The organism is Facilibium subflavum (assembly GCF_003574485.1).
GTDB lineage: Bacteria > Pseudomonadota > Gammaproteobacteria > Francisellales > Francisellaceae > Facilibium > Facilibium subflavum.
Genome location: NZ_QLIT01000050.1, coordinates 13,591 through 36,423, shown reverse-complemented (window position 1 = coordinate 36,423; position 22,833 = coordinate 13,591). Strand labels below are relative to the sequence as shown.

Below are 22,833 nucleotides of genomic sequence, written 5' to 3'. Positions count from 1 at the left end.
TTGGTTCACAGAACCTAGCAGGCCATCATGCTGAGATGGAAATTAAAGTCACAAATAACGCAGATCAATTGAATGATGATGCAGATGCGCACAACCAGACTTTATCTATTTCATCTATTAAAGACCAAACGGTAAAGCTGAATAAAGCTCAATTGAATTTATACTTTGCACAGTCAAAGGAAATTGGTGCAAAGCATGCCTGCTGGAATGGCATTAAAGGTGCAACACTTAAGCCCGGGGAAAGTTGTTATCAAATTATTTCAGTCACAGGCCCAAATAAGTCGTTTATTGATGGGAAAATCTATGTCTATGCACAAAGCATTTCGGGTCAAAAAACGCATACAACAATGGATATTAAAACAGGCTTTTATCCATCTAAAAAATTAATGTAAACAATATTAGGAGAAATCATATGAAAAAATTAATCTCAACACTCTTAGCAACAGGTCTTTTACTAAGCACCTCAAGTGTATTAGCCTACAATGCAAACTTCACCAACAATACCGACACACAAGCAACACTTAAGGCAGCAGGCAATGTGGTCACAACGATCGATGCCAATTCATCGGTAAGCCTGCAATTAGATCCTTATACAGCTTATGCGCTTTCTTATAAAGGGAAATGGGCAGATCAAGGCTTAGGAACAATACAAAAATATACCAATCTTGTTTACCAGATCACACCTGTAAATCCAGCCTCTGGTATTAATAATATTAATGTCAGTATCCAGGCTGATGGACAAGACGGTTATGTCCATAACGTCAATGATGCCGGAAATAACGTTTATGGTGGCATATGTTCCCAAGATACCGGCGGTGTCACATGTACACTCTCCCAAGGTGCTGGTCTAAAACAGCTTCATGTCGTATTAGAAAACATCAACTAAAATCAGCGACGTTGTTTATTGATCAGCCATTAAGCTATGACATAAGTTAAGCTTAATTTGGGCTCAATTCAATAGCGATTCTAGTCGATGCCATAGTATATCGAATGCTTGTTTGCTATACTGACATGCGATATTCAAACAATAAACTAAGGCATAACGTGTGATTCAGGCAGGCATTATCTTACTGGCACTTATTTTAGGCTATTTTATCAATCTTCCATGGGTTTCAAATCAATGGATGAATAGGCTTTTAAACCTTATTATTGCCTTAATTATCTTTGTGATGGGGTATAACTTTGGTGAACTGGCGCTTTCTCTTAAAGGGGAATTACTAGCAATGGCAGGCATTGTTATCGCTTTTATACTGGGGCTTTTCATCGTCAATATTACCGCAATTAAAGCCTTTTTATATCTAAAGCCACATCGCCGTGTTTATCCTTCAGAAGGATTATTACAACAAAAAAGCCCATTGATTCCTATTTTAATTAGTTTTAAATATCTTGTTTATCTGATCATCGGCGTTTTTTTAGGAATTATCATAGATACAAAACTTGGCGCACTTGAGTTTATTATTGATGCCCTTCTTGTAATCACTCTATTTATTATCGGCATGCAGCTGCAACGCGAAGGCCACTCGCTGACTCAGGTATTAAAGAATAAAACTGGCTTTAGCATCGCCATTGTATTAATAATAAGCTCCCTTATCATTGGTGCTCTACTTGGGCTTATTTTCCACATTCCCATCCCTTATGCGTTAATGATGTCAAGTGGCTTTGGCTGGTACAGCCTTTCAAGTATCTTAAATGCGCAATTACTTGATGCACATTTTGGTACCATGACTTTCTTTATTGATTTTCCCAGAGAAATTTTTGCGATCATCTTGATTCCTTCTTTTGCCAAGCAAATGCCTACTGAATTTATTGGTTATAGCGGTGCAACTGCTATGGATTTCACCTTACCTGTGATTAAAGATAACATCGGCATGCAAGCTGTACCCGTGGCCATTAGCATTGGATTTATTTTAACGATTGCCACACCAATTTTAATTCCTTTGCTTAATTTGTTAAATCATTAGAAAAGCAACATACGTAAAGAAGCCCTATCAAACAAGCAATAGCTCATATACAATAATAACCATTATCAATAGCGAATAATAAACGATGACAACAAAATATTCTACAAACCAAAAGGCTGCCAAATTAGGTATTAACAACATAAAGCGTCATATCTTCCTTTGCTGTGATCAAACTATTGATAAATGCTGTAATCGAGAAAACGCTTTACAATCCTGGGATTATTTAAAAAAGCGTTTATGTGAATTAAAACTATCTCAATCAGGGGAAATTTTTCGAACAAAAGCCAATTGCTTGCGAATCTGTCAAAACGGTCCTATTGCTGTTGTTTACCCTGAAGGTGTATGGTATCACTCCTGCACACCTGCCGTACTTGAAGAGATTATTCAACAGCATTTGATCAACGGAGAAATCGTTGAGAAATATCAAATTAAAGCTGATTTATGATGTATGTGTGTTGACTGTCACCGTCGCCGATGCCCCAACGCGTAAGCGTGGTACTTTTTTAATCTCACCAGGTAATAAAACCACTTTCACGGGAAAGCGCTGAATAACCTTTACCCAGTTTCCTGAAGCATTTTCTGGTGGCAGTAATGAAAAAACACTGCCACTGCCTTCACTAATACTTTGCACCTTCCCTTTTAAGGTGATATCCGGATACATATCCAAAACTATATCAGCACGTTGTCCTGGTTTAATACGCGCCATTTGCGTTTCTTTATAATTGGCATCAATCCAGTAACCTTCATCACTAACCAAAGTAAATAGATTCTGATTTTCGTTAATTAATGCACCTTGGCGTAAAGAAAAATCAGAAATATAACCAGATAATGGCGCATAAACTTTTGTATAGCTTAAATTTAGCTTTGCCGTTTCAAGCTGTGCTTTTTGTGCAGCAATCGTAGCCTGTTGCAACACAAGCTGCTTTTGCTCTTGGGCGATATCAGCTTTAGCGGCATTAATCGTTGCCTTAGCAACTTCCAGATCTCCTTGAGACTCGTCGCCTTCTTCTTTCGAGCTCATGCCTTGCTCCACCAGTTTGCTGATCCGGTTATATTTTTGTTGGGCAACAAATAATTTTGCTTCATATTCTTTAAGCTTGGCTTTTTTAGCAGCAATCTGATCTTCAATAGCCGCAATCTGTTTTTGCGCTAAATCTAAATCAGCTTTCGCCTTTTGTACGGCATAAATAAAGCTATCAGGAGCAATAGTAAATAACAACTGGCCTTTTTGTACTTTTTGATTATTCTCTATATAAAGCTTATCCAGCTTACCTGTGACTTGTGCGGCGATATGCACCGTATGGCCATTCACATAAGCATCGTCTGTTGATGGGTAAATTTCTGTATACTTTACATATGCATAAAATCCAGCAACACATAATAAGACGATAACCGTCAAAACGATATATTTTAGCCAGTTTGTCTTTTTCACCGGCATCTTTTTGGAATGCTGATGCGCATTGGTATCTTCTTGGGACATCGTTGATCTCTTAATAAAATTAACTATCAATAATTATTTTTAATGCAAGTCATAACCTAAAGATCGCAAAGCACGATCATCATCCGACCAGCCTTCTTTTACTTTTACCCATAACTGTAAAAAAACCTTTTTACCTAACATTTTTTGGATATCAATTCGTGCATCCGTGCCAATCTTCTTAAGCTTTTGTCCTTTTGCACCAATCACCATGGCCTTCTGCCCCTGGCGTTCCACCAAAATTGCTGCGTGAACATCAAACAAATCTTTTTGTTCATTATACTTGCAATGCTCAATTTCAACGGTTAACTGGTAAGGAACTTCTTGTCCTAACGTTCGCATGAGTTTTTCACGGATAATTTCAGCAATCATAAAACGCTCAGTACGATCAGTGATTTGATCCTGATCAAAAAAGAAATGCTCGCTTTGTGGTAAGACCCCAGCAATACGATCCTCTAATGCCTTGATATGATGACCTTGTTTGGCTGATATTAAAAAAACATCGGCAAAATTATATTTAGCAGAAACCTCATCAGCAAATGCTTTTGTCGTATGCTTATGATAAAGCTGGTCAACCTTGTTGATCACTAAAATCACAGGGACATTCACTTTTTTTATTTTCTCTAGAATCCAATCCTCACCAGTTGTCCATTTGCCATCTTCAACGACAAATAAAACCACATCAACATCCATTAATACACTGCTGGCTTCTTTATTCATAAAACGATTAATCGCACGCGGCTCATCCTGATGCAGCCCTGGCGTGTCAACATAGATAAACTGCGTTTGATCTTCTGTTTTAATACCCGTAATCTGGTGGCGCGTTGTTTGCGGTTTACGACTGGTAATACTGACTTTATAGTGCAAAATATGATTAAGTAGTGTTGACTTCCCCACATTCGGCCGCCCAACGATAGCAATATATCCACATTTTTTCATAATAGCGGTCACAATTATTGTGTTGTATTGCAGCATATTGTAGTTTGAATTGCCTTTATTGTCGAACAAAATCAACAAAACGGCGCATCGCTTCATCCAGCACATCAAGGTTATCAGCGCAGCTTAAACGTAAATAACCATCACCACCATAGACTGAACCTGGCATGACAGCGACATGTTTGGCTTCAAGCAATTGAAGGCAAAACGCCATATCATCTGCAAACCCTAATTTTTCTAATAACGGTTTGATATAAGGAAAAACATAAAATGTGCTTTGTGGGACAATGCAATTAACACCATCAATATCTTTTAATCTCTCATATACAAATCGAACACGATCACGGTACATTTGAATTTGATCTGATATATCATCATGTGTTAGAGAAAGCGCATCAATACAGGCATATTGTGAAATTGAGCAGGCGCAGGAAGTCGATTGTGATTGAAACTTACCCATTGCTTGGGTTAAATCAGCCGGGGCAAGCGTGTAACCAACCCGCCAGCCGGCCATGGCATAGCTTTTTGATACCCCATTGGCAATGACATAGCGCGATTTCAATTCAGGAGCAACTTCCAGCAAAGACAAGGGACGTTTATCCCAATAAACCATTTGATAAATATCATCACTGATTACCCAAATATCCGGATAATCCTTTAATACCTCAGCAAACATCTGTAATGTTTTTTGAGTATAGATCGCACCGGTTGGATTATTCGGTGAGTTTAGAATAATCGCCTTGGTCTTATTATTTAGTGCACTTAATAATGCTTCCTTTTGCGGCTGGAAATCATATTTATGTGATGTAGCCACAATAACTGATTTACCTTGACTTAGCCGGATCATTTCAGGATATGACGTCCAAAAAGGCGAAAATACAATCACTTCATCATCGGGATTTAAAAGACAATTAAAAATATTATGTAAACTATGCTTGGCACCTGATGTAACAAATACTTCATCCATCGCAAAATCAAGGTGGTAATTTTTTTGATAGTGTCTGACAATGGCTTGCCTTAATGCAAAAAGCCCTGCCACAGGAGTGTATTGTGTATGATTATTTTTAATCGCAGAAATCGCCGATGCTTTCACAATATCCGGTGAGAAGAAACCTGGTTCCCCAACGGCTAAAGAGATAATGTCATTAGCACCAGCCAGCCTTAAACGATCGGCCTTATCAGACATTTTAGCCGCCTGCGATCCTGTCATTTGATTTACTCTAAAACTTAAACGATTACCCACCATTAACTCCCAACAAAACAACCCTCACCTCATCATATAACATGCACTTTGCTTAAATCCAGCTTAAATGTGGATTTTATATCAAGAAACTCGTATTCATTGTTAATCTCAACTATAATTAACACCAATGGGAAATATGAGCATTGAAAGCTTATGATACAAAACTTTAATGATCATGCTGCCAACGAACGCACTTATCTTGCCTGGGTTCGCACAGCAATCGCTGTTATGGCATTTGGCTTTTTAATTGAAAAATTTAATATTTTTATGCGTATTGTTGCCAAAGGTTTAAACGTGGAAACAAACTTTGTCATCTCTCACACCGCTGAAATTCTGGGAATTGCGATTATGCTTCTATCTGTCGCAATCTTATTAATCGCATCAATCCGTTTCACGCTCAATAGAGAACGGATCAACGCGCAAATGATTAGCACTTATACATCGCGCGTTCCTGATATCTTCCTGGGTATCTTATTAATACTCATTACCACATCGATGGTTATTTATGCATGGTATATCTTGATGTGATTTATCAGTACAAGTCTATGTAAGGGTTATTATGGGTTATTTCCAGTATTATTCTGAACATAATATCGATCAGATTCTGATTTAAATTCTGCTAAAAAAGACAACGGTAGTTTTTTATTTCCAATATTATTTTTAACATTACCTAAATCAACAGGCATAAGCTTTTTATTCATTTCATCGTACATAAAATTACCCTCATGAAAATCAGGTAAGATAAAACTAAACTGTCCATCTTTCTCATCACCAACTTGGAAGTACATGTCCCGATATTTATTTTGCATATCGACTTTTATTGAAGGCCTCAACGACTCTCTTTCCATATGTTCCATATAGGTTTTACCTGGAACCTCAGGCATAATCATTGCCACACCCTGTCCTTGATATTGAATAAAATTTCCCTTTTGGTTAGTCATCACAATGTCACTTTTTGCCTGACAAGCATGTGCAATAGCAAGCTCATTATTCCCCAAAGCGCTCTGCACACGGTTCCAGTTCTCTGCTTCTTGGTATAAGTCAGGGCTTTGATTAAATTTATCTGTCCCATTTAACAGTTTAATCGCATAGTTTTTACCATTCTTTGTTGCCAAAAAAACATCACCATAAGACCCACTTCCTAGCACTTTTATCACTTGATAATCGCCTATATAGTTTTTGGTTGTTTCTTTATGAATATCTTCTAAATAATGTGTCAATCGGCCATATCTTTTTACATCTTTAGCATGCGCTCGACAAATATCACCTATATCGCCGTCTCGCAATTGCTGAATATCTTTTTTTGTTAACTCAATTTCTTTGTTACCTGAGAGAATTTGACAAAGTTTTTTAACTGAATCCTGCTGCTCCTTAGGTATTATTTTTTCATTTAATGCCTTACTTAAGCTTACTAAAAGCGCATTTTTTTGACTAATGTTTTTATACTCCTCACTCCACTTAGCTAAAAGGTCACTATTCTGGTGGGAGTTGATCTTAAAACCCAGTTTATCTTGGATTACTTGTAAATTGAAATGAATTAAAGTAAAAATTTCTGCCGGAACGTCCTTTTCTTTCAACCCGGCAACTAAAGACGCTACTTCTTCGACATTATCCAGAGTTAAAATGTCTCTCAAATATTTTGAATCCTGTTTTAACAAAGTATTATTTGACTCAGAAAGCTTCTCTATTATTCTATCTAAACACGATTTAACATACATAGAATTTTCTATATATTGTTTTTGATATTCCTCTGACATTTCTTTCAAAGGTTTGGGATCTACATCAAGAAAATTATTCGCTATTTTTTTAGAAATAAATTCTCTTGCTGCCTGCTCAATTTTTTCTTGTGCTTCTTTTGCCTCAAAAGATAGCTCATCTAAATCTGGGAAGCTGTCTGCTTTGTATATGCTTAATTTGTTATTAACATGAAATTCAATTTGAGAAGATGAATCGTTGATGAAATCTTGCAGACTTTTATCTGGATTTTGTTCAATATGTGACAGAAGCTTTTTCCCTCTTAACTCATGACCACTACTTTCTCTGGCGGAGAATTCATAAGTCTTATCATTGATAGCAAAGTGATATACTCTAGGCCCCGAATGATCGCTGTCTGCTTTCAGCAACCTATAAGTTTTAAACTGTGCGTTTAGCAACGCTGCATCATCTTGATACGCCTGTGCTTTTTCCTTTTCAAAAATCCCATCAATTTTCTGCTGGACGCTAAACTTCCCCCACTGTTCATTCCCTCTAGCAATATGTTTTTCTAACTCACTTTTGTCACTAGGGTACTTAATATAGTTGTATAGATTATTAGCATATATGACCAATGCACGTAACTCAGCTGCTTTCATAGTAAAAACCTCATAAGGTTAAATATGCGAAAGAATAGCTAATGACAAGATAAAAGAGAACGTGGGCTTGCCACAATAAAGTTTGTGACTCATAATGCAAACACTACAAGCTTTGGTTAACTAAAACCTTTAGGGTTCTTTGACTGCCAGTGCCAGGCATCAGCCATCATCTGATCAATATCCTTTGCCGCCTGCCATTGAAGCTCTTTTTGGGCTTTACTGCAATCTGCCCAGCTTTTGGCAATATCGCCTGGACGTCTTGGCTTTATTTTATAGGGGATTTTCCTGCCTGAGGCACTTTCAAAGGCTTTTATAACCTCTAGCACTGAATAGCCACGTCCTGTCCCTAAATTCCAAGTAAAACACCCTGTATGTTTTTGCAGATAATCATAAGCATGGCAATGTCCTTTTGCCAGATCTACAACATGAATATAATCTCTAATCCCAGTGCCATCTGGCGTTTTATAATCATCACCATAAATAGATAAGGAATCAAGCTTGCCAATTGCAACTTGAGAGATGTAAGGGACAAGGTTATTTGGTATGCCATTTGGGTCTTCACCAATAAGGCCACTTTCATGTGCCCCCACGGGATTGAAGTAGCGCAATAACGCTATCGACCATTCATTATCTGCTTTATATAAATCCTGTAAGATTTTTTCAATCATGAGTTTCGATTGCCCATAAGGGTTTGTTGGCTGCCCCAAGGGTGTTTGCTCTGTGACAGGAATATGCTTTGGATCACCATAAACGGTTGCTGATGAACTAAACACCATTTGCTTAACACCGGCTTTTTGCATCGCTTCTAGCAATGTTAAGGTTCCTGAAACATTATTTTGATAATAAAAAAGCGGTTTTGTTACACTTTCACCAACCGCTTTTAAGCCGGCAAAATGAATAACGATATCAATACTATACTGGGCAAATATTTTATCCAGCAAAACCCGGTCATTAATATCACCCTTAATAAAAGAAACGGTTTTTCCCGTGATCTTTTCAATTCGTTTAACTGCATTTATGGCGCTGTTATATAAATTATCTAAAATGATAACATCCTTATCACGGTTTAAAAATTCAACAACAGTATGTGAACCTATAAACCCCGCACCACCTGTAACAAGAATCATAATTATACTTATTCACTTTTTGCGTCATTTTACCGAAAAAAATGCCTTTCATCTATCTGTTTGCTATAATAAACGTCGAATTTATCATTCGTTTCTGAAAGCAATCAGATCGTTGACATATTATGGTTGTTTTTTTACTTATTTTAAAACAAAATAAATAACAGCTATCATGAATTAAAAAATAATAAACAAAAAGGTAAAAACTGTGAAACATAGTGACACTATACTAGAAAAATTACAACATGGCGAATTTAAGCTGAGAAAATCAGAACAAAAGGTAGCCAACTGGATCTTGGATCACATCAATGAAACAACGGCACTTAACATTACCACAATCGCGCAAAAAATTGGGGTAAGTGAGCCGACAATCGTTCGTTTTTGTCGTGCGGTCGGCTGCAAAGGCTACCAGGAATTTAAAATCCGCTTTGCAGAAGACTTAGCTTTAGGGCGGATCAATGAGTCTATCAACATTCAAGAAGATGACACAACAGAAACGGTTAAAGATAAAGTCGCGCAATTTGCGCGTGCGGCACTGGCAAACCTTGACCGTGAAATTGATACTGAACAGCTTGAACTTGCCACACATGCACTGATCAATGCTAAAAAGGTTGTTATTTGCGGCTTTGGCGCATCAAACTGTACTGCTTTTGATAGTTTTCACAAGCTCTTTAGAATGACTGCTAAAGTTGACTACTACCCTGATATGCATATGTCAGCAATGGCTGTTGGTTCTTTACAACCCAATGATGCGATTATTGCCATTTCTAACAGCGGAAAATCAGAAGCCTTGGTCAGCCTTTGTAAGCTTGCAAGAATCAATGGTGCAAAAGTCATTACAATCACTGATCCAGGGTCCGCTGTTGATCAAACGGCAACTATTCGGCTTAATATAAAAAGGCAAGTCAATACGGGGCTGTTCGTTCCGATGTCACATCGATTAAAGCAATTAACGATCATCGACTTTCTCGTCTATAACTATGCACGCCTTAATAAAGAAGATGCACAGATTCGTCTGCAAAAAACAAAAACTGCTTTAACTGACTTAAAGCAGCAACACAGCATGATTTAGCAGATAATAAAGCCAATAGCACATCACCTACGATGTGTTTGTTTATTTTATTTTTAAAAGGAAAAATTAATCAGATAAACCGATCATCATTGATCGGCTTGAATGGTGATTATAATAAATCTTGCGGCCAGCTTTCAACAAAAGTACCTAATGAGTAACCATATGAGCCAAGCTTTTCCTTGATTTCTGTTAGTGATTTTTTACCAAAGTTAGGGGTTTTCATCAACTCTGATTCAGAGCGTTGAACCAGCTCACCAATATAGCGAATATTCTCCGATTTCAAGCAGTTTGCCGAACGTACGGTTAAGTCAAGCTCTTCGACTGTCTTAAGTAAGAATGGGTCTATTTGCGGCTCTTCTTCAACCTGCATGCGCTCAGCTAATTGCTCCTCATCAACGATTTCAGACATCTGTGACTGAATATTGCGTGCAGCAACAGCAAGTGCTTCAGAAGGCGACAAGCTGCCATCGGTTTGCACATTTAAAATCAGCTTATCTAAGTCTGTTTTTTGTGCAACACGTGCATTTTCTACATTGTAACTAAAGCTTACTACTGGTGAAAAAGAGGCATCTAAAAGAAAATACGCATCTTCAAATATTTTCTCAGCAGGTTGATAGCCAACACCTAATGCAACAACAGCCTCGATATCAAGTTTTTCTTTGCCTTCATACTGACAGATAAAAACTTCAGGTGTTAGAATTTCAACGCCTTCTGAGACTGTTAAATCAGCAGCATAGACTTCTCTAGCCTTACCAGAAAGCTTAATGCTTACCGTGCCTTTCGCAACATCATCTGCTAATTTAAACTCAATCGCCTGAAGGTTTAAAATCAACTCAGAAATCGTTTCAATACAAGCAATTTTTGTTTCATAGTTATCGATACCTTCATTGATTTTAACTTTTGTCAATGAAGCACCAGATAAGCTTTGCAACATGATTTGCTTTAATGCAAAACCAAGTGTATAACCAAAACCACGCTCTAAGGGTTCAAGCACAATTTTAGCGTTATTCTTATCCTTGTCTTGCAAGTTAATATTCGTTGGGTGCAATAAATGCTCTAAAGCCATAATTATCCAATATTTGTTTTATACATGCCATAAATTTGCTATATTCTAACAAAAAGTCATACGCAAACACCAGAAAAAAATATATTTTTTTAATTCAACACGTCAACACATGCAATAGGCTCAATAGGTTGAATTGAATCAGGTGAATGCCTTACAATCAACTAATCAGTAATCTGCTGCCGGATAAAAAACAACCTGCTTTTTACCATTAAAAAATAATTTTCCATTAGAATCAAAAGAGTAGTTTGATGAGTTCGGGCCATTGTCCAATTCTTTTTGTGTCTGATTATAAAAATCTTTGTTGAGCGTTTGTTTTATATTTGCATAGTCTTTTTCAAACTTAATAGTATTACTAAGCATATTCATAACACTGCCAAGCGTCTTTCCTTTAATGAATCTGCACCGCATACGTAATGCTAGCATTTGATTTTTTAAACACTGACACTCTTTCTTATCTAAGCTTACAGCGTTCTCTGTTAAAAAGTTAGAAAACTTCTGATATAGATATTTTCTAATAATATTACTGCCTTTATTTGTAAGCTTATATTCACTAGGAAGGATATCACTATAGCGCTGACTAAGTTTTTTTCTAAGATGCTTGACACATCCTTGCAGCATATTTTTGATATCATCTTCCAACTGTAGCTGCACGCTTGTCTTAGGCTGATATTTACTATTATACCGCAGCTCTAAGGTAGGAATAATTTCTGATTCATTATTAAGAAGTGGGATATTATTGCAACATCTCTCTTTGTAAACTTCAGGGGCAACTAATTCCCCATTGGTATCATAAGCAAAATGGCACTTGGATAAAAAACGTGCTTCATTATAATTCTGACTCCAAGGGTCAAAAACATAAATTTCCTCGTTTGTATTGATTGGAATCTTTTTATTAATGCTTTCAACATATTTCTCAAGGTTTTCTTTAATTGGCTTATTGCTAACAAGAACAAAACTATGATCCATTACCCCTGAAGCACAAATTGCAATATACTCACCTTTACCCAAAATATGCTTAGCATAAACATAAGCTGCTGCCGCATGTTCACCGCAATTCCCAACACCGACTTCATTTACCAGCCAAGTACTTAACTGTGGTTTTGTACTAGAACTAATTTCACGCTTTGTCCGTATATGGCGTTGCACCATGTTACGAACAATAAACGGCTGATCACCAAAGGGTATATCAGGGTTTAATCCTTCATCATCATATAAAATATCGCCACTACCAAGGTGAAATATTTCATTCTTAACCCACACCACACCACTATTAATAATATCAAACACTATAGCTTCATGTAATTCATCTAGCACTATTTGGTCTGGATTTTCTGGCATATGCCACATGAATCCTAAAAACTTATGTTTGCTCAGAATCTCTTGATCTAAATAACTGTTAGTCCTTAAAAATTTAATAAATGGATTAAGTCGAACCGAATCATTTAATGCAAAAAGATCATAAAAAAAATCACAAAAACCATAGATGTTTGTAGGGTACTTGGCTAGATCTCCTATAGTGATGTTCTGTATGACACATTGACTATGTATATTTTCTATTATCTCTTTATAACTCTTCATCATTTTTCCTCTCTGACAACCGTTTTTGGACACATCAAGCGCCTTCTGCTTTGCCAATCGTGCTCAATATAACACTAAGGGTAAATTACATTTAAATAAATGAAACCGTAAAATACCACGAAAATAAAATGAAAAAAGTGACGAAATAACATATACTTTTAATTCAGCTACGCTCACTCAATTTTGTTGTTTTAAAGCTGGCGTCGGCTGAAAATCAAATATGTGTCATTGCCGTTTTAACCCGCGGGTCTAATGATCCTGACTGATAAGCCTGAAACATTTTCTCAAGCGAGATGGGTTTTATTTTACCAGCCATGCCAGCAGCGCCAAATGCTTCATACCTTGCCTGGCAGATATCGCGCATTGCATCTTTAGCAACCGCATTATATTTACGCGGATCAAAGGCAGCGCGATCTGTTGCCATAAACCGGCGAATCGCCCCGGTTGCCGCCATACGAAGATCGGTATCAATATTGACCTTACGCACACCATATTTAATTGCTTCAACAATCTCTTCAACAGGCACACCATACGTCTCACCCATTTCACCGCCATATTCATTGATTATAGCCAACCAATCCTGTGGCACAGATGATGAACCATGCATGACAAGGTGTGTATCTGGGATACGCGCATGAATTTCTTTCACTCGCGAGATAGCCAATACATCACCTGTTGGCGGTTTAGTGAACTTATACGCACCATGGCTTGTACCAATCGCAATTGCCAACGCATCAACCTTGGTTTCAGCAACAAATTGTGCAGCCTCCTCAGGATCAGTTAATAATTGATCGTGAGATAAAGTACCTTCAGCACCTACACCATCTTCTTCACCGGCCTGGCCTGTTTCTAAAGATCCCAAGCAACCAAGCTCACCTTCAACAGAAACACCACAAGCATGTGCCATGGCGACCGTTATTTTTGTCACATCAACGTTATAGGCATAATCCGCAGGTGTCTTGCCATCAGATTTAAGCGAACCATCCATCATCACAGAGGAAAAGCCCAATTGAATTGATCTTTGACAAACATCAGGGGATGTTCCATGATCTTGATGCATACAGATTGGAATATGTGGATACTCCTCAATTGCTGCTAAGACCAAGTGACGAATAAATGGTGCGCCAGCATATTTTCTTGCACCGGCTGATGCCTGTAAAATAACTGGGGCATTGACTTTGTCAGCAGCCTCCATCACTGCACGAATCTGCTCAAGGTTATTTACGTTAAACGCAGGGATCCCATAACCATGTTCAGCTGCGTGATCCAATAATTGTCTTAATGATACAAGTGCCATAATTTTCCCTTAGTTTTATACTACATTGCCTGCCTGAATAACTTTAATCTTATTGGTTCCCCCATGCAGTCCCATGTGGTCTCCACTGGTTAAAATCATCCAGTCATCCTGTTTAACAAGTTTACGTTTTTCAAGCTCAAGTGATGCTTCTCTATTTACATAAAAACGCGCCATGCGGGTTGAGTCAAACTCAATTGGAACCACGCCACGATAAAGCGTCATTCGACCTAGCGTTGATTTATTACGTGATAAACCATAAATCGGTAATCGCGTATTGATTCTTGACATCCAAAGTGCCGTTGAACCTGATTCTGTTAACGAAATAATGGCTTTAGCATCAACATGGTTTGCCAGATAGACAGCAGCGCTTGCCACTGCCTCATCTACACGATTGTGATTTCTGGTCACATTTTCTTTGGATACGATGTCAACAAGATTGCTGTTTTCAGCCGCCTCACAAGCTCTTGACATTGCTTTTACACTCTCCACAGGGTATTTTCCTGCAGCAGACTCAGCAGAAAGCATTACCGCATCAGTACCATCTAAAACAGCATTCGCCACATCAGAGACTTCTGCCCGTGTTGGTGTTGAGTTGGTGATCATTGACTCCATCATTTGTGTGGCTGTAATGGCAATTTTATCCAGCTGTCTTGTTCTTCGTATAATCATCTTTTGAATAGCAGGGACATTCTCATCACCAATTTCAACTGCCAAATCACCACGAGCAACCATCACAGCGTCTGACGCCATAATGACCTCTTCAATGTTTGTGACAGCCTCAGCGCGTTCGACCTTAGCAACGATGCCAGCAACACTGCCTGCTTGCTTTAAAAGTTCTCTAGCGTAATCAAGATCCTTACCATCACGGGGAAAAGACACGGCAACATAATCAACTTCTAACGCTGCAGCTGTTTTAATATCTTCCTTGTCTTTATCTGTCAGAGCAGGTGCGGTTAACCCACCACCTTGTTTATTAATACCTTTATTGTTTGACAATACACCACCTGCTGTGACCTTAGTGTACACTTTATTCCCAGAGACCTTATCAACTGTCAATATAATCTTACCATCATCCAACAGCAATACATCGCCTTTTGCGACATCCTTAGGCAGTGCTTTATAGTCAATACCAACACTTTTTTCATCGCCACTATCTTTATCCATATCGGCATCCAAGATAAATGAAGCGCCTTTTTTAAGCTCAACGCCACCATCCTTGAACTTTGCCACGCGAATCTTAGGCCCTTGTAAATCAGCCAGAATCCCGATATAAACACCAAGCTCTTTGGCAACTTCCCGAATCAGCTGTACACGCTGACGATGGTCATCAGCCGTGCCATGCGAGAAATTACAGCGCACCGCATTAACACCTGCTTTGATCATTTCCACCAAAACTTCTTTTGATTGGCTGGCCGGACCAATTGTCGCTAATATTTTCGTTCTTCTCATGCTTTAACCTCACTTGCTCTTTGGCATAGAATCTCAACCCCAGGCAATGTTTTTCCTTCGATAAACTCCAAAAACGCACCACCTGCTGTTGATATATAAGAAATTTTATCTTTAACATTAAATTTTTCTATTGCGGCAACCGTATCTCCACCACCGGCTACCGAAAAGGCGTTTGACTCTGCAATCGCCTTGGTAATGGCTTTTGTCCCTTTGGCAAAATGTTCAAATTCAAACACACCAACCGGACCATTCCATAAAATGGTCTTTGCCAAAGAAAGTTTTTCAACAAGTTGTTTTTCAGTTATAGGACCAATATCTAAAATCATATCATCCGGCTCAATTGCTTCAATTGTTTTGATATGCGCTATTGCATTTTCATCAAAACGTTTTGCCACACGCACATCAACTGGCAACGGAATCTCGGCACCTTTCTGCCTGGCTTTTAAAATCAAATCCCTTGCCGTATCGACTAAATCCGCCTCGATCAGTGAATTACCTACATTAAAACCGGCTGCGACTAAAAAAGTGTTAGCAATCCCGCCACCGACAATCAACTGATCTACTTTATCGATTAAATTTTCTAAAACCGTAAGCTTCGTTGAAACCTTCGCACCACCAACGATTGCTGCCATTGGTTTTTCTGGTGTTTTTAAGGCACTTGTAAGCGCTTCAAGTTCATGTGTTAAAAGAAACCCCGCACACGCTACAGGTGCATATTTTGCAACCCCGTAAGTTGAGGCCTGCGCTCGATGCGCTGTGGCAAAAGCATCCATCACAAAAACATCACAAAGACTGGCTATTTTCTTAGATAATGCCTCATCTGCACTCTTCTCGCCGCTATTAAAGCGTACATTTTCACAAAGCAGGACTTCACCTGGCTTACAATCAACGCCATCTAACCAGTTTTTCGCCAAATGTACTGTTTTATTTAATAACTCACTCAAACAATCAGCAACAGGCAGCAAAGAGAATTTTTCATCATACTGGCCTTCCTGTGGGCGGCCTAAGTGTGATATCAATATCACGGCAGCACCTTGATCCAGCGCATATTTAATACTCTTTAATGCCGCTTTTATGCGTGTGGTGCTTGTCACCTTACCATCTTTTATTGGCACATTAAAATCAGCACGTATCAAGACTTTTTTATCCTGAAGGTCAACATCTGTTATTGATAAAAAATGCATATTTTTTCCTTTAATAAACTAACTTGACACAAATTTTATATAGGCAGATAACCACCTGTTTGTAAAACAAAAAAGACGCATATGCGTCTTTTATCGTAGCATTATTTTGCGTCAAACCATGCCTTGGTTGTTCTTAACATCTGATTTGAAAAGCCCCACTCATTGTCATACCAAGACAGAACTTTAACCAGATTCCCGATCACACGTGTTTGCGTTGCATCAAAAACAGACGGGCGTGCATCATGATTAAAATCAGAAGATACAAGAGGCGCTTCATTATAGCCCAGAATACCTTTTAATTCATTTTCTGAAGCCTTTTTAACCGCCTGATTTACCGCATCAACAGTCGTTTTTTGTGTTGCTGTAAACGTAAGATCAACCACAGAAACATTAATCGTAGGCACACGCATGGCAAAACCATCTAAACGACCGTTAAGCTTAGGTAAAACAAGGCCCACAGCTGCAGCTGCACCTGTTTTAGTTGGAATCATATTATGTGCAGCAGCACGTGCGCGATGTAAGTCTTTGTGGTAACTATCAACAATTGACTGATCATTTGTATAAGAATGGATCGTCGTCATCAATCCCATCTCAATGCCGACCGTTTCACTTAAGACTTTCGCAATCGGCGCCAAACAGTTTGTTGTGCATGATGCATTGGAAATAACGGTCATATCTGATGTTAATACATTCTGATTAACGCCATAGACAATCGTTGCATCAACATCATTGCCAGCTGGCGCTGAGATAACGACCTTTTTGGCACCTGCCTGTAAATGCGGCTGACATTTTTCTTTAGAAGCAAATACACCCGTGCATTCAAAAACAACATCAACCTCTAATGATTTCCAAGGAAGATCAGCAGGGTTTCTTTCAGCTAAAAGCTTGATGCGATCGTTATTAACCTGCATTTCATTGCCCTGTAAAGAAACATCTGCCTTAAAGGGGCCATGGGTTGTATCATATTTTGTCAAGTGAACATTAACATCTGCACTACCAAGATCATTAATCGCAACAACCTTAAATTGATCGGTTAAACCACCTTCATAAATAGCACGTAAAACACAACGTCCAATACGACCATAACCGTTAATTGCAATCTTAATTGCCATTGTTTCATTCTCCTTCATTGTTGATTACAGCACGATTGCTGTTAATAAATTTTTCAATATCCATGGATCTTATTATCAACTTTGCTTTAGTTTATACATACCAGTAATAAGCACTGGCATATCTTCTCAATTGCTTGTAGATACCACTATGATTCACGAACATTATACGCTTTTATTTAGAATCGATCTATTATACGACCACCTGATTTTCCTCAGTGACACATAAAAGCTTTTTAGCCTTGGCAACGGCATTTTCAACCGTCAAGCCAAAATATTGGTAAAGCTGATCTGCTGGCGCTGATTCACCAAAGCCTGTCATCCCAATAATCTCTCCACCGGCCTTAGGCAACAAACGATACCAAAGATCAGGCTGTGCTGCCTCCATAACTAATACGGGAATATCTTGTGGTACAACCCCTGCTTTATATGAAGTTTTTTGCATAAGGAACTTCTCAACACAAGGCATTGATACAACATTAACTGCAATACCTTCTTTTAATAAAATCTTAGCAGCCTCGCACAAAATAGAAACTTCTGATCCTGTACCTATCATTGTTAACACTGGGTTTTTGGCCCTTTGTAAGACATAGCCACCTTTTTTAATTGCTTGTACTTTTTCGTCATCATCAACAATTGTTGGCAAGCCCTGGCGTGATAAAGCAAGCACACTTGGCGCATGATTTTCCTGTAATGCACACTGCCAGGCAATAGCGGTCTCAACACTATCAGCCGGTCGCCAAACATATAAGTTTGGCATCACACGCAAACTAGGCAAATGCTCAATTGGCTGATGCGTTGGCCCATCTTCACCCAAGCCAATTGAGTCATGTGTCATCACATAGACAACAGGCTGCTTCATAATTGCACTCATGCGAATCGCATTACGTGCATAATCACTAAAGACTAAAAATGTCCCGCCATATGGCTTAAAACCACCATAAAGCGACATGCCATTCATCATTGCTGCCATACCAAATTCACGCACACCATATGACAAATAGTTTGCAGGAACTTCATGCGCATTTAACCATTTTGACCCTGACCAGTTTGTTAAATTAGAGCCGGTTAAATCTGCTGAACCACCAAACATTTCTGGCATCATCGCACATATTTGTTCCAATGCCATCTGTGATGCTTTTCTCGTTGCCACTTTAGGCTTATCCTGCAACAGTGACTGAAGGTATTTCTCAATAACTTCATTAAAATCCTGAGGCCGTTTATTATCCAATCGACGCAGTAATTCTTTAGCCTTTTGCGGATAGGCTTCTTGGTAAGCCTGCCATTTATAAAGCCATGATTGCTCATCTGCTTGTCCTTTTTGGCAATGATCCCATGCCTGATAGATTTCTTTGGAAATCTCAAATGGCTTATAAGGCCAATTTAATGCTTCTCGCGTCTTAGCAATCTCATCATCACCCAATGGTGCACCATGCACACCGTGTGTACCAACTTTATTTGGTGAGCCAAAACCAATTTTTGTTTTACAGCAGATAAGTGTTGGTTTATCCGTTAATGCCCGGGCTTTTGCAATCGCCTGATCCACCTGTACCGTATCATGACCATCAACATTTTGAATCACATGCCAGCCATATGCTTCATATCGCTTTGCAACATTCTCAGTAAACCACCCACTTGTATCACCATCAATCGAGATATTATTATCATCCCAAAAGGCAATAAGCTTTCCTAACTTCAAGGTCCCAGCCAATGAGCTTACCTCATGAGAAACCCCCTCCATAAGACAGCCATCGCCAATAAAGACATAGGTGTAATGGTCGATTAATTCAATATCAGACTGATTAAATGTGCTGCTTAACACTTTCTCTGCCAAAGCCATACCAACTGCATTGGCCAGCCCTTGTCCTAACGGCCCTGTTGTTGTTTCCACACCCGGTGCATAACCATACTCTGGATGGCCTGGTGTTTTGGCATGTAACTGTCTGAAATTTTTCAAATCATCAATCGTCAACCCATACCCACTTAAGTGTAATAGCGAATATAAAAGCATGGAGCCATGACCATTAGATAAAATAAATCGATCCCGGTTCATCCAGTTGGGGTTTTTAGGGTTATGCTGTAAATAATTACGCCATAGCACAGTTGCAATATCTGCCATGCCCATTGGCATGCCTGGATGGCCTGATTTTGCTTTTTGCACTGCATCCATAGAAAGAAAACGAATTGCATTTGCAAGCTGTTTTTGATCTAAGCTCATACAATATCCTGAAGTTAGGTTTTTAACGCCAAAGAGTTTACCACATGGCAAATTAAATGTCAGCGCAGGTTGTGCCGAACTTATTAGATAATCACCGATGTGCTTTCAATTTATCCAGATAACGTAATGACAAGCAGTGATAAATCGGCTCTTTACAAATAAGCCTTGATGCAGCTGTTCCCAATAAAGCCGCAAGCATAATAGGCAGTAGCATCCCTGTGGATACATTTCTTGTCATCTCAGATACGATAATAAAACAGGTAATCGGGCTTTGGACAACACCTGAGAAGTAAGAAACCGTGCCGATTAAGATAATCGCACTGGCATAATGAGAAGCAAAAAACTGGCTCATCATATGGCCAAATCCAGCCCCAGCAGATAATGAAGGTGCAAATATTCCACCTGGGATACCACTGATAAAGGACAATAAGGTTGCAATCATTTTCCAAAAGCCAAAAAACACGGATGTCCCGGTGTCATGGCCATTAAGCAGATCTACCGCAATTTCTTTGCCACTACCATAAATTGCCCCATGTGTGAAAAAGCCAATAATGGCAACAACCAAACCAATCACACCCGCAAATATCACCGGATTTTGGCGCATAAGATGCATACCGGCTGCTGAAACGGTTAATAATAGCTTACTAAAAACACCGCCTAAAAAACCACAAACAAGGGAAACAACCAAAATGACAAACCAGCCACCATGTAAAATATCTAATGTTGCTGAGCTTGCACCAAAATAAGCATAATTTCCCATTACCTCCAATGAAACAAAACCACACAGCACAACTGTTGTAATCATGGTACCGGTTATACCTTTATCAAAAGAGCCTGCCAATTCTTCAATGGCAAAAACAACACCAGCCAATGGTGCATTAAATGCTGCAGCAATCCCGGCGGCACCACCTGCAAGTAAAAGCCCGCGCTCAGTATCTTCTCGATTAAACTTTTCAAGGCGGCCCAAAAAGTGCATCACCGCTGCACTTAATTGTATCGTTGGTCCCTCACGACCAATAGATGCGCCACTTAAAAAACCCATGGCAGTTAACATAAATTTTCCCAGGGCAATTTTAATGGATACTAACTTACTGCGGCGATACATATTTTTTACTTTCAATGCCGCCATAACCTGTGGAATACCACTGCCTTCGGCACCATCAAAGTAATTTTTGAGCAAATAAATAATCACCATAAAGCCAATTGGCGTAATAAAGAGCGGCCAAAAAGGATGTAATTGACTTAATTCATTAAAGCTGTCGTTGACACTATCACATAAATAAGCAAATAACACACAGATGATACCAACCAAAATAGCACCACCCCAAAAGATCAAGCGCCTTCTCCATAATGAAAAAGACATTAATTTGCGTGATTCGGTAAACAGTTTATCTTTTTTAAGTGCTTTTAGATTAAAGTATTTCATTGGTTTTTTTAGTCTATTTTCACGCAAACTTGCTGGTGAACATTCTACGCCTGTTTACATACAAAAAAAAGCACAAACTGCTGGATTCATCAAAAAGTCTTGATGCTGAGATAGATGTTATTACATTTATACCTGTGGTGCTGCTTTGATGCCTTGAAAAGCCACCAATTTTTGCCTATTATTTTGTGTAGATAAAGATTATAATCATAACACAAGGAAACTTATGCACCATGATAGGAAAGAGATGTTTGGTGGTGTTGCCGATTTTTATATTAAAGATCAATGCCTTTATCTAACTGGTTTATGGCGCTGGCAGTCAATTGAACAAAAAAAACTTTCAAACCTTATGGCAAGCAAAACGTCATTATCAGATATCAATATTCTTGGGGTTACTTCCCTTGATATGGCTGGTGCGTATTTTATTTATAAATTACAAACGACCTTTAATATTACAACCATTCAACACCACCCAGAACAGCTAAGCCTTCTGACACTTATTAAGAACAACTACACGAATGGTGATATAAAGCTTCGCCCATTAAACACATTTGAAAAAGTCTATCAAATTGGCGAGAATACCACAGAATACATCAAAGATAGCAAAAACTTAATCGCATTTATTGGCGAGACCGTTTTAAGCTATTTACAAATTATTCGAACCCCTTTTTCCACGAAATGGCGCCTTTTATTTGACATCATCGAACAAACAGGTGTCAAGGCAATTGGTATCGTTGCGTTACTTTGTTTTTTAATTGGTGTTGTACTTTGCTATCAAATTGGCTCACAACTTAAAATGTATGGTGCAAATATTTTTGTGGTTGACCTTCTTGGTATTTCTTTACTGCGCGAATTTGCACCTTTAATTACTGCCATCATCGTAGCAGGAAGATCGGCTTCCTCTTTTACTGCTGAAATTGGCTCAATGAAAGTCCAACAGGAAATTGACGCATTGAAAACGTTTGGGATAAGTCCAATAAAGCGCCTTGTTGTCCCAAGGATTGTTGGCATGACTATCTCTTTACCGCTTTTAATCGTTATTGCAGATATCGTCAGCTGTATTGGTGGCATGATCATGGCCAAGATGTCATTAGGTATCTCTTTTTATGAATTCATACAGCGCTTTAGCATTGCAGTGCCCTTTAATAACTACCTGATTGGCCTTATTAAAGCACCCTTTTTTGCTGTTATTATTGGCTTTGTTGGCTGTTACCGCGGTATGGTTGTAAAAAATGACTCATTAAGTATTGGAAGAGAAACAACAAAAAGTGTGGTCTATGCTATCTTCTTGATTATTGTCGTAGATGCGTTGTTTTCTATTTTATTTAGCAGTATTGGGATATAG

Annotated in this window: 20 protein-coding genes; 7 read left to right on the top strand and 13 right to left on the bottom strand. The window is 38.6% G+C overall.

Features of this window, described 5'->3' with window-relative positions:
* The 4 genes from DNK84_RS04420 to DNK84_RS04405 all read left to right on the top strand — a co-directional run.
* The coding region (locus DNK84_RS04420; protein WP_162902214.1) for a hypothetical protein at nucleotides 1–392 on the top strand (392 nt) is incomplete at its 5' end.
* A 20-nt stretch (nucleotides 393–412) separates the two neighbouring features.
* Nucleotides 413–886: a hypothetical protein gene (locus DNK84_RS04415; RefSeq protein ID WP_119343359.1), complete on the top strand. Its 474-nt coding sequence runs from the start codon at nucleotides 413–415 to the stop codon at nucleotides 884–886.
* Nucleotides 887–1,046: 160 nt separating this feature from the next.
* Nucleotides 1,047–1,961 (top strand): LysO family transporter, encoded by a 915-nt coding sequence (locus DNK84_RS04410; RefSeq protein ID WP_119343358.1) that lies wholly within the window; start codon nucleotides 1,047–1,049, stop codon nucleotides 1,959–1,961.
* Between the two features lie 85 nt (nucleotides 1,962–2,046).
* The gene (locus DNK84_RS04405; RefSeq protein ID WP_119343357.1) at nucleotides 2,047–2,406 is read left to right on the top strand and encodes a (2Fe-2S) ferredoxin domain-containing protein; all 360 of its coding nucleotides are present in this window, start codon (nucleotides 2,047–2,049) and stop codon (nucleotides 2,404–2,406) included.
* Here the strand turns inward: DNK84_RS04405 and DNK84_RS04400 are convergent.
* From DNK84_RS04400 to DNK84_RS04390, 3 genes are read right to left on the bottom strand one after another with little or no spacing between them, the layout of a single operon-like run.
* A complete protein-coding gene (locus DNK84_RS04400; protein ID WP_119343356.1) occupies nucleotides 2,401–3,441 on the bottom strand; it encodes an HlyD family secretion protein in 1,041 nt (346 codons plus the stop codon). The genes DNK84_RS04405 and DNK84_RS04400 overlap by 6 nt on opposite strands.
* 39 nt (nucleotides 3,442–3,480) lie before the next feature.
* Nucleotides 3,481–4,377: a GTPase Era gene (gene era / locus DNK84_RS04395; RefSeq protein ID WP_119343363.1), complete on the bottom strand. Its 897-nt coding sequence runs from the start codon at nucleotides 4,375–4,377 to the stop codon at nucleotides 3,481–3,483.
* A 55-nt stretch (nucleotides 4,378–4,432) separates the two neighbouring features.
* A complete protein-coding gene (locus tag DNK84_RS04390; protein ID WP_235826821.1) occupies nucleotides 4,433–5,560 on the bottom strand; it encodes a pyridoxal phosphate-dependent aminotransferase in 1,128 nt (375 codons plus the stop codon).
* Between the two features lie 210 nt (nucleotides 5,561–5,770).
* Here DNK84_RS04390 and DNK84_RS04385 point away from each other — a divergent pair, with 210 nt between their 5' ends.
* Complete coding sequence (locus tag DNK84_RS04385; RefSeq protein WP_119343355.1) at nucleotides 5,771–6,145, top strand: YidH family protein; 375 nt, start codon at nucleotides 5,771–5,773, stop codon at nucleotides 6,143–6,145.
* Nucleotides 6,146–6,174: 29 nt separating this feature from the next.
* On the opposite strand, the gene DNK84_RS04380 is transcribed toward DNK84_RS04385, so the two are convergent.
* Nucleotides 6,175–7,968, bottom strand: a complete 1,794-nt coding sequence (locus DNK84_RS04380; RefSeq protein ID WP_119343354.1) for a protein kinase family protein — start codon at nucleotides 7,966–7,968, stop codon at nucleotides 6,175–6,177.
* 116 nt (nucleotides 7,969–8,084) lie between these two features.
* Nucleotides 8,085–9,095, bottom strand: coding sequence for a UDP-glucose 4-epimerase GalE (galE, locus tag DNK84_RS04375; RefSeq protein WP_208123254.1), 1,011 nt, complete (start codon nucleotides 9,093–9,095; stop codon nucleotides 8,085–8,087).
* Nucleotides 9,096–9,300: 205 nt separating this feature from the next.
* Between galE and DNK84_RS04370 the strand changes: the two genes are divergently transcribed.
* Nucleotides 9,301–10,164 (top strand): MurR/RpiR family transcriptional regulator, encoded by an 864-nt coding sequence (locus DNK84_RS04370; protein WP_119343352.1) that lies wholly within the window; start codon nucleotides 9,301–9,303, stop codon nucleotides 10,162–10,164.
* 109 nt (nucleotides 10,165–10,273) lie between these two features.
* Here DNK84_RS04370 and DNK84_RS04365 read toward each other — a convergent pair whose 3' ends face one another.
* From DNK84_RS04365 to DNK84_RS04330, 8 genes are all read right to left on the bottom strand, one after another.
* Complete coding sequence (locus DNK84_RS04365) at nucleotides 10,274–11,230, bottom strand: DNA-directed RNA polymerase subunit alpha (protein WP_119343351.1); 957 nt, start codon at nucleotides 11,228–11,230, stop codon at nucleotides 10,274–10,276.
* A gap of 165 nt (nucleotides 11,231–11,395) precedes the next feature.
* Nucleotides 11,396–12,808, bottom strand: a complete 1,413-nt coding sequence (locus DNK84_RS04360; RefSeq protein WP_119343350.1) for a hypothetical protein — start codon at nucleotides 12,806–12,808, stop codon at nucleotides 11,396–11,398.
* A 214-nt stretch (nucleotides 12,809–13,022) separates the two neighbouring features.
* The gene (gene fba, locus DNK84_RS04355) at nucleotides 13,023–14,105 is read right to left on the bottom strand and encodes a class II fructose-bisphosphate aldolase (protein ID WP_119343349.1); all 1,083 of its coding nucleotides are present in this window, start codon (nucleotides 14,103–14,105) and stop codon (nucleotides 13,023–13,025) included.
* 15 nt (nucleotides 14,106–14,120) lie between these two features.
* Complete coding sequence (gene pyk / locus DNK84_RS04350; protein ID WP_119343348.1) at nucleotides 14,121–15,554, bottom strand: pyruvate kinase; 1,434 nt, start codon at nucleotides 15,552–15,554, stop codon at nucleotides 14,121–14,123.
* Entirely contained in the window at nucleotides 15,551–16,738 is a 1,188-nt protein-coding gene (locus DNK84_RS04345; RefSeq protein ID WP_119343347.1) for a phosphoglycerate kinase, read from the bottom strand. Before DNK84_RS04345 ends, pyk begins: the two co-directional genes overlap by 4 nt.
* 101 nt (nucleotides 16,739–16,839) lie before the next feature.
* Entirely contained in the window at nucleotides 16,840–17,850 is a 1,011-nt protein-coding gene (gap, locus tag DNK84_RS04340; protein WP_119343346.1) for a type I glyceraldehyde-3-phosphate dehydrogenase, read from the bottom strand.
* A 190-nt stretch (nucleotides 17,851–18,040) separates the two neighbouring features.
* Complete coding sequence (tkt, locus tag DNK84_RS04335; protein WP_119343345.1) at nucleotides 18,041–20,065, bottom strand: transketolase; 2,025 nt, start codon at nucleotides 20,063–20,065, stop codon at nucleotides 18,041–18,043.
* Between the two features lie 91 nt (nucleotides 20,066–20,156).
* Entirely contained in the window at nucleotides 20,157–21,491 is a 1,335-nt protein-coding gene (locus tag DNK84_RS04330; protein WP_119343361.1) for a chloride channel protein, read from the bottom strand.
* 223 nt (nucleotides 21,492–21,714) lie between these two features.
* On the opposite strand from DNK84_RS04330, the gene DNK84_RS04325 reads away from it, so the two are divergent.
* The gene (locus tag DNK84_RS04325; protein WP_119343344.1) at nucleotides 21,715–22,833 is read left to right on the top strand and encodes an MlaE family ABC transporter permease; all 1,119 of its coding nucleotides are present in this window, start codon (nucleotides 21,715–21,717) and stop codon (nucleotides 22,831–22,833) included.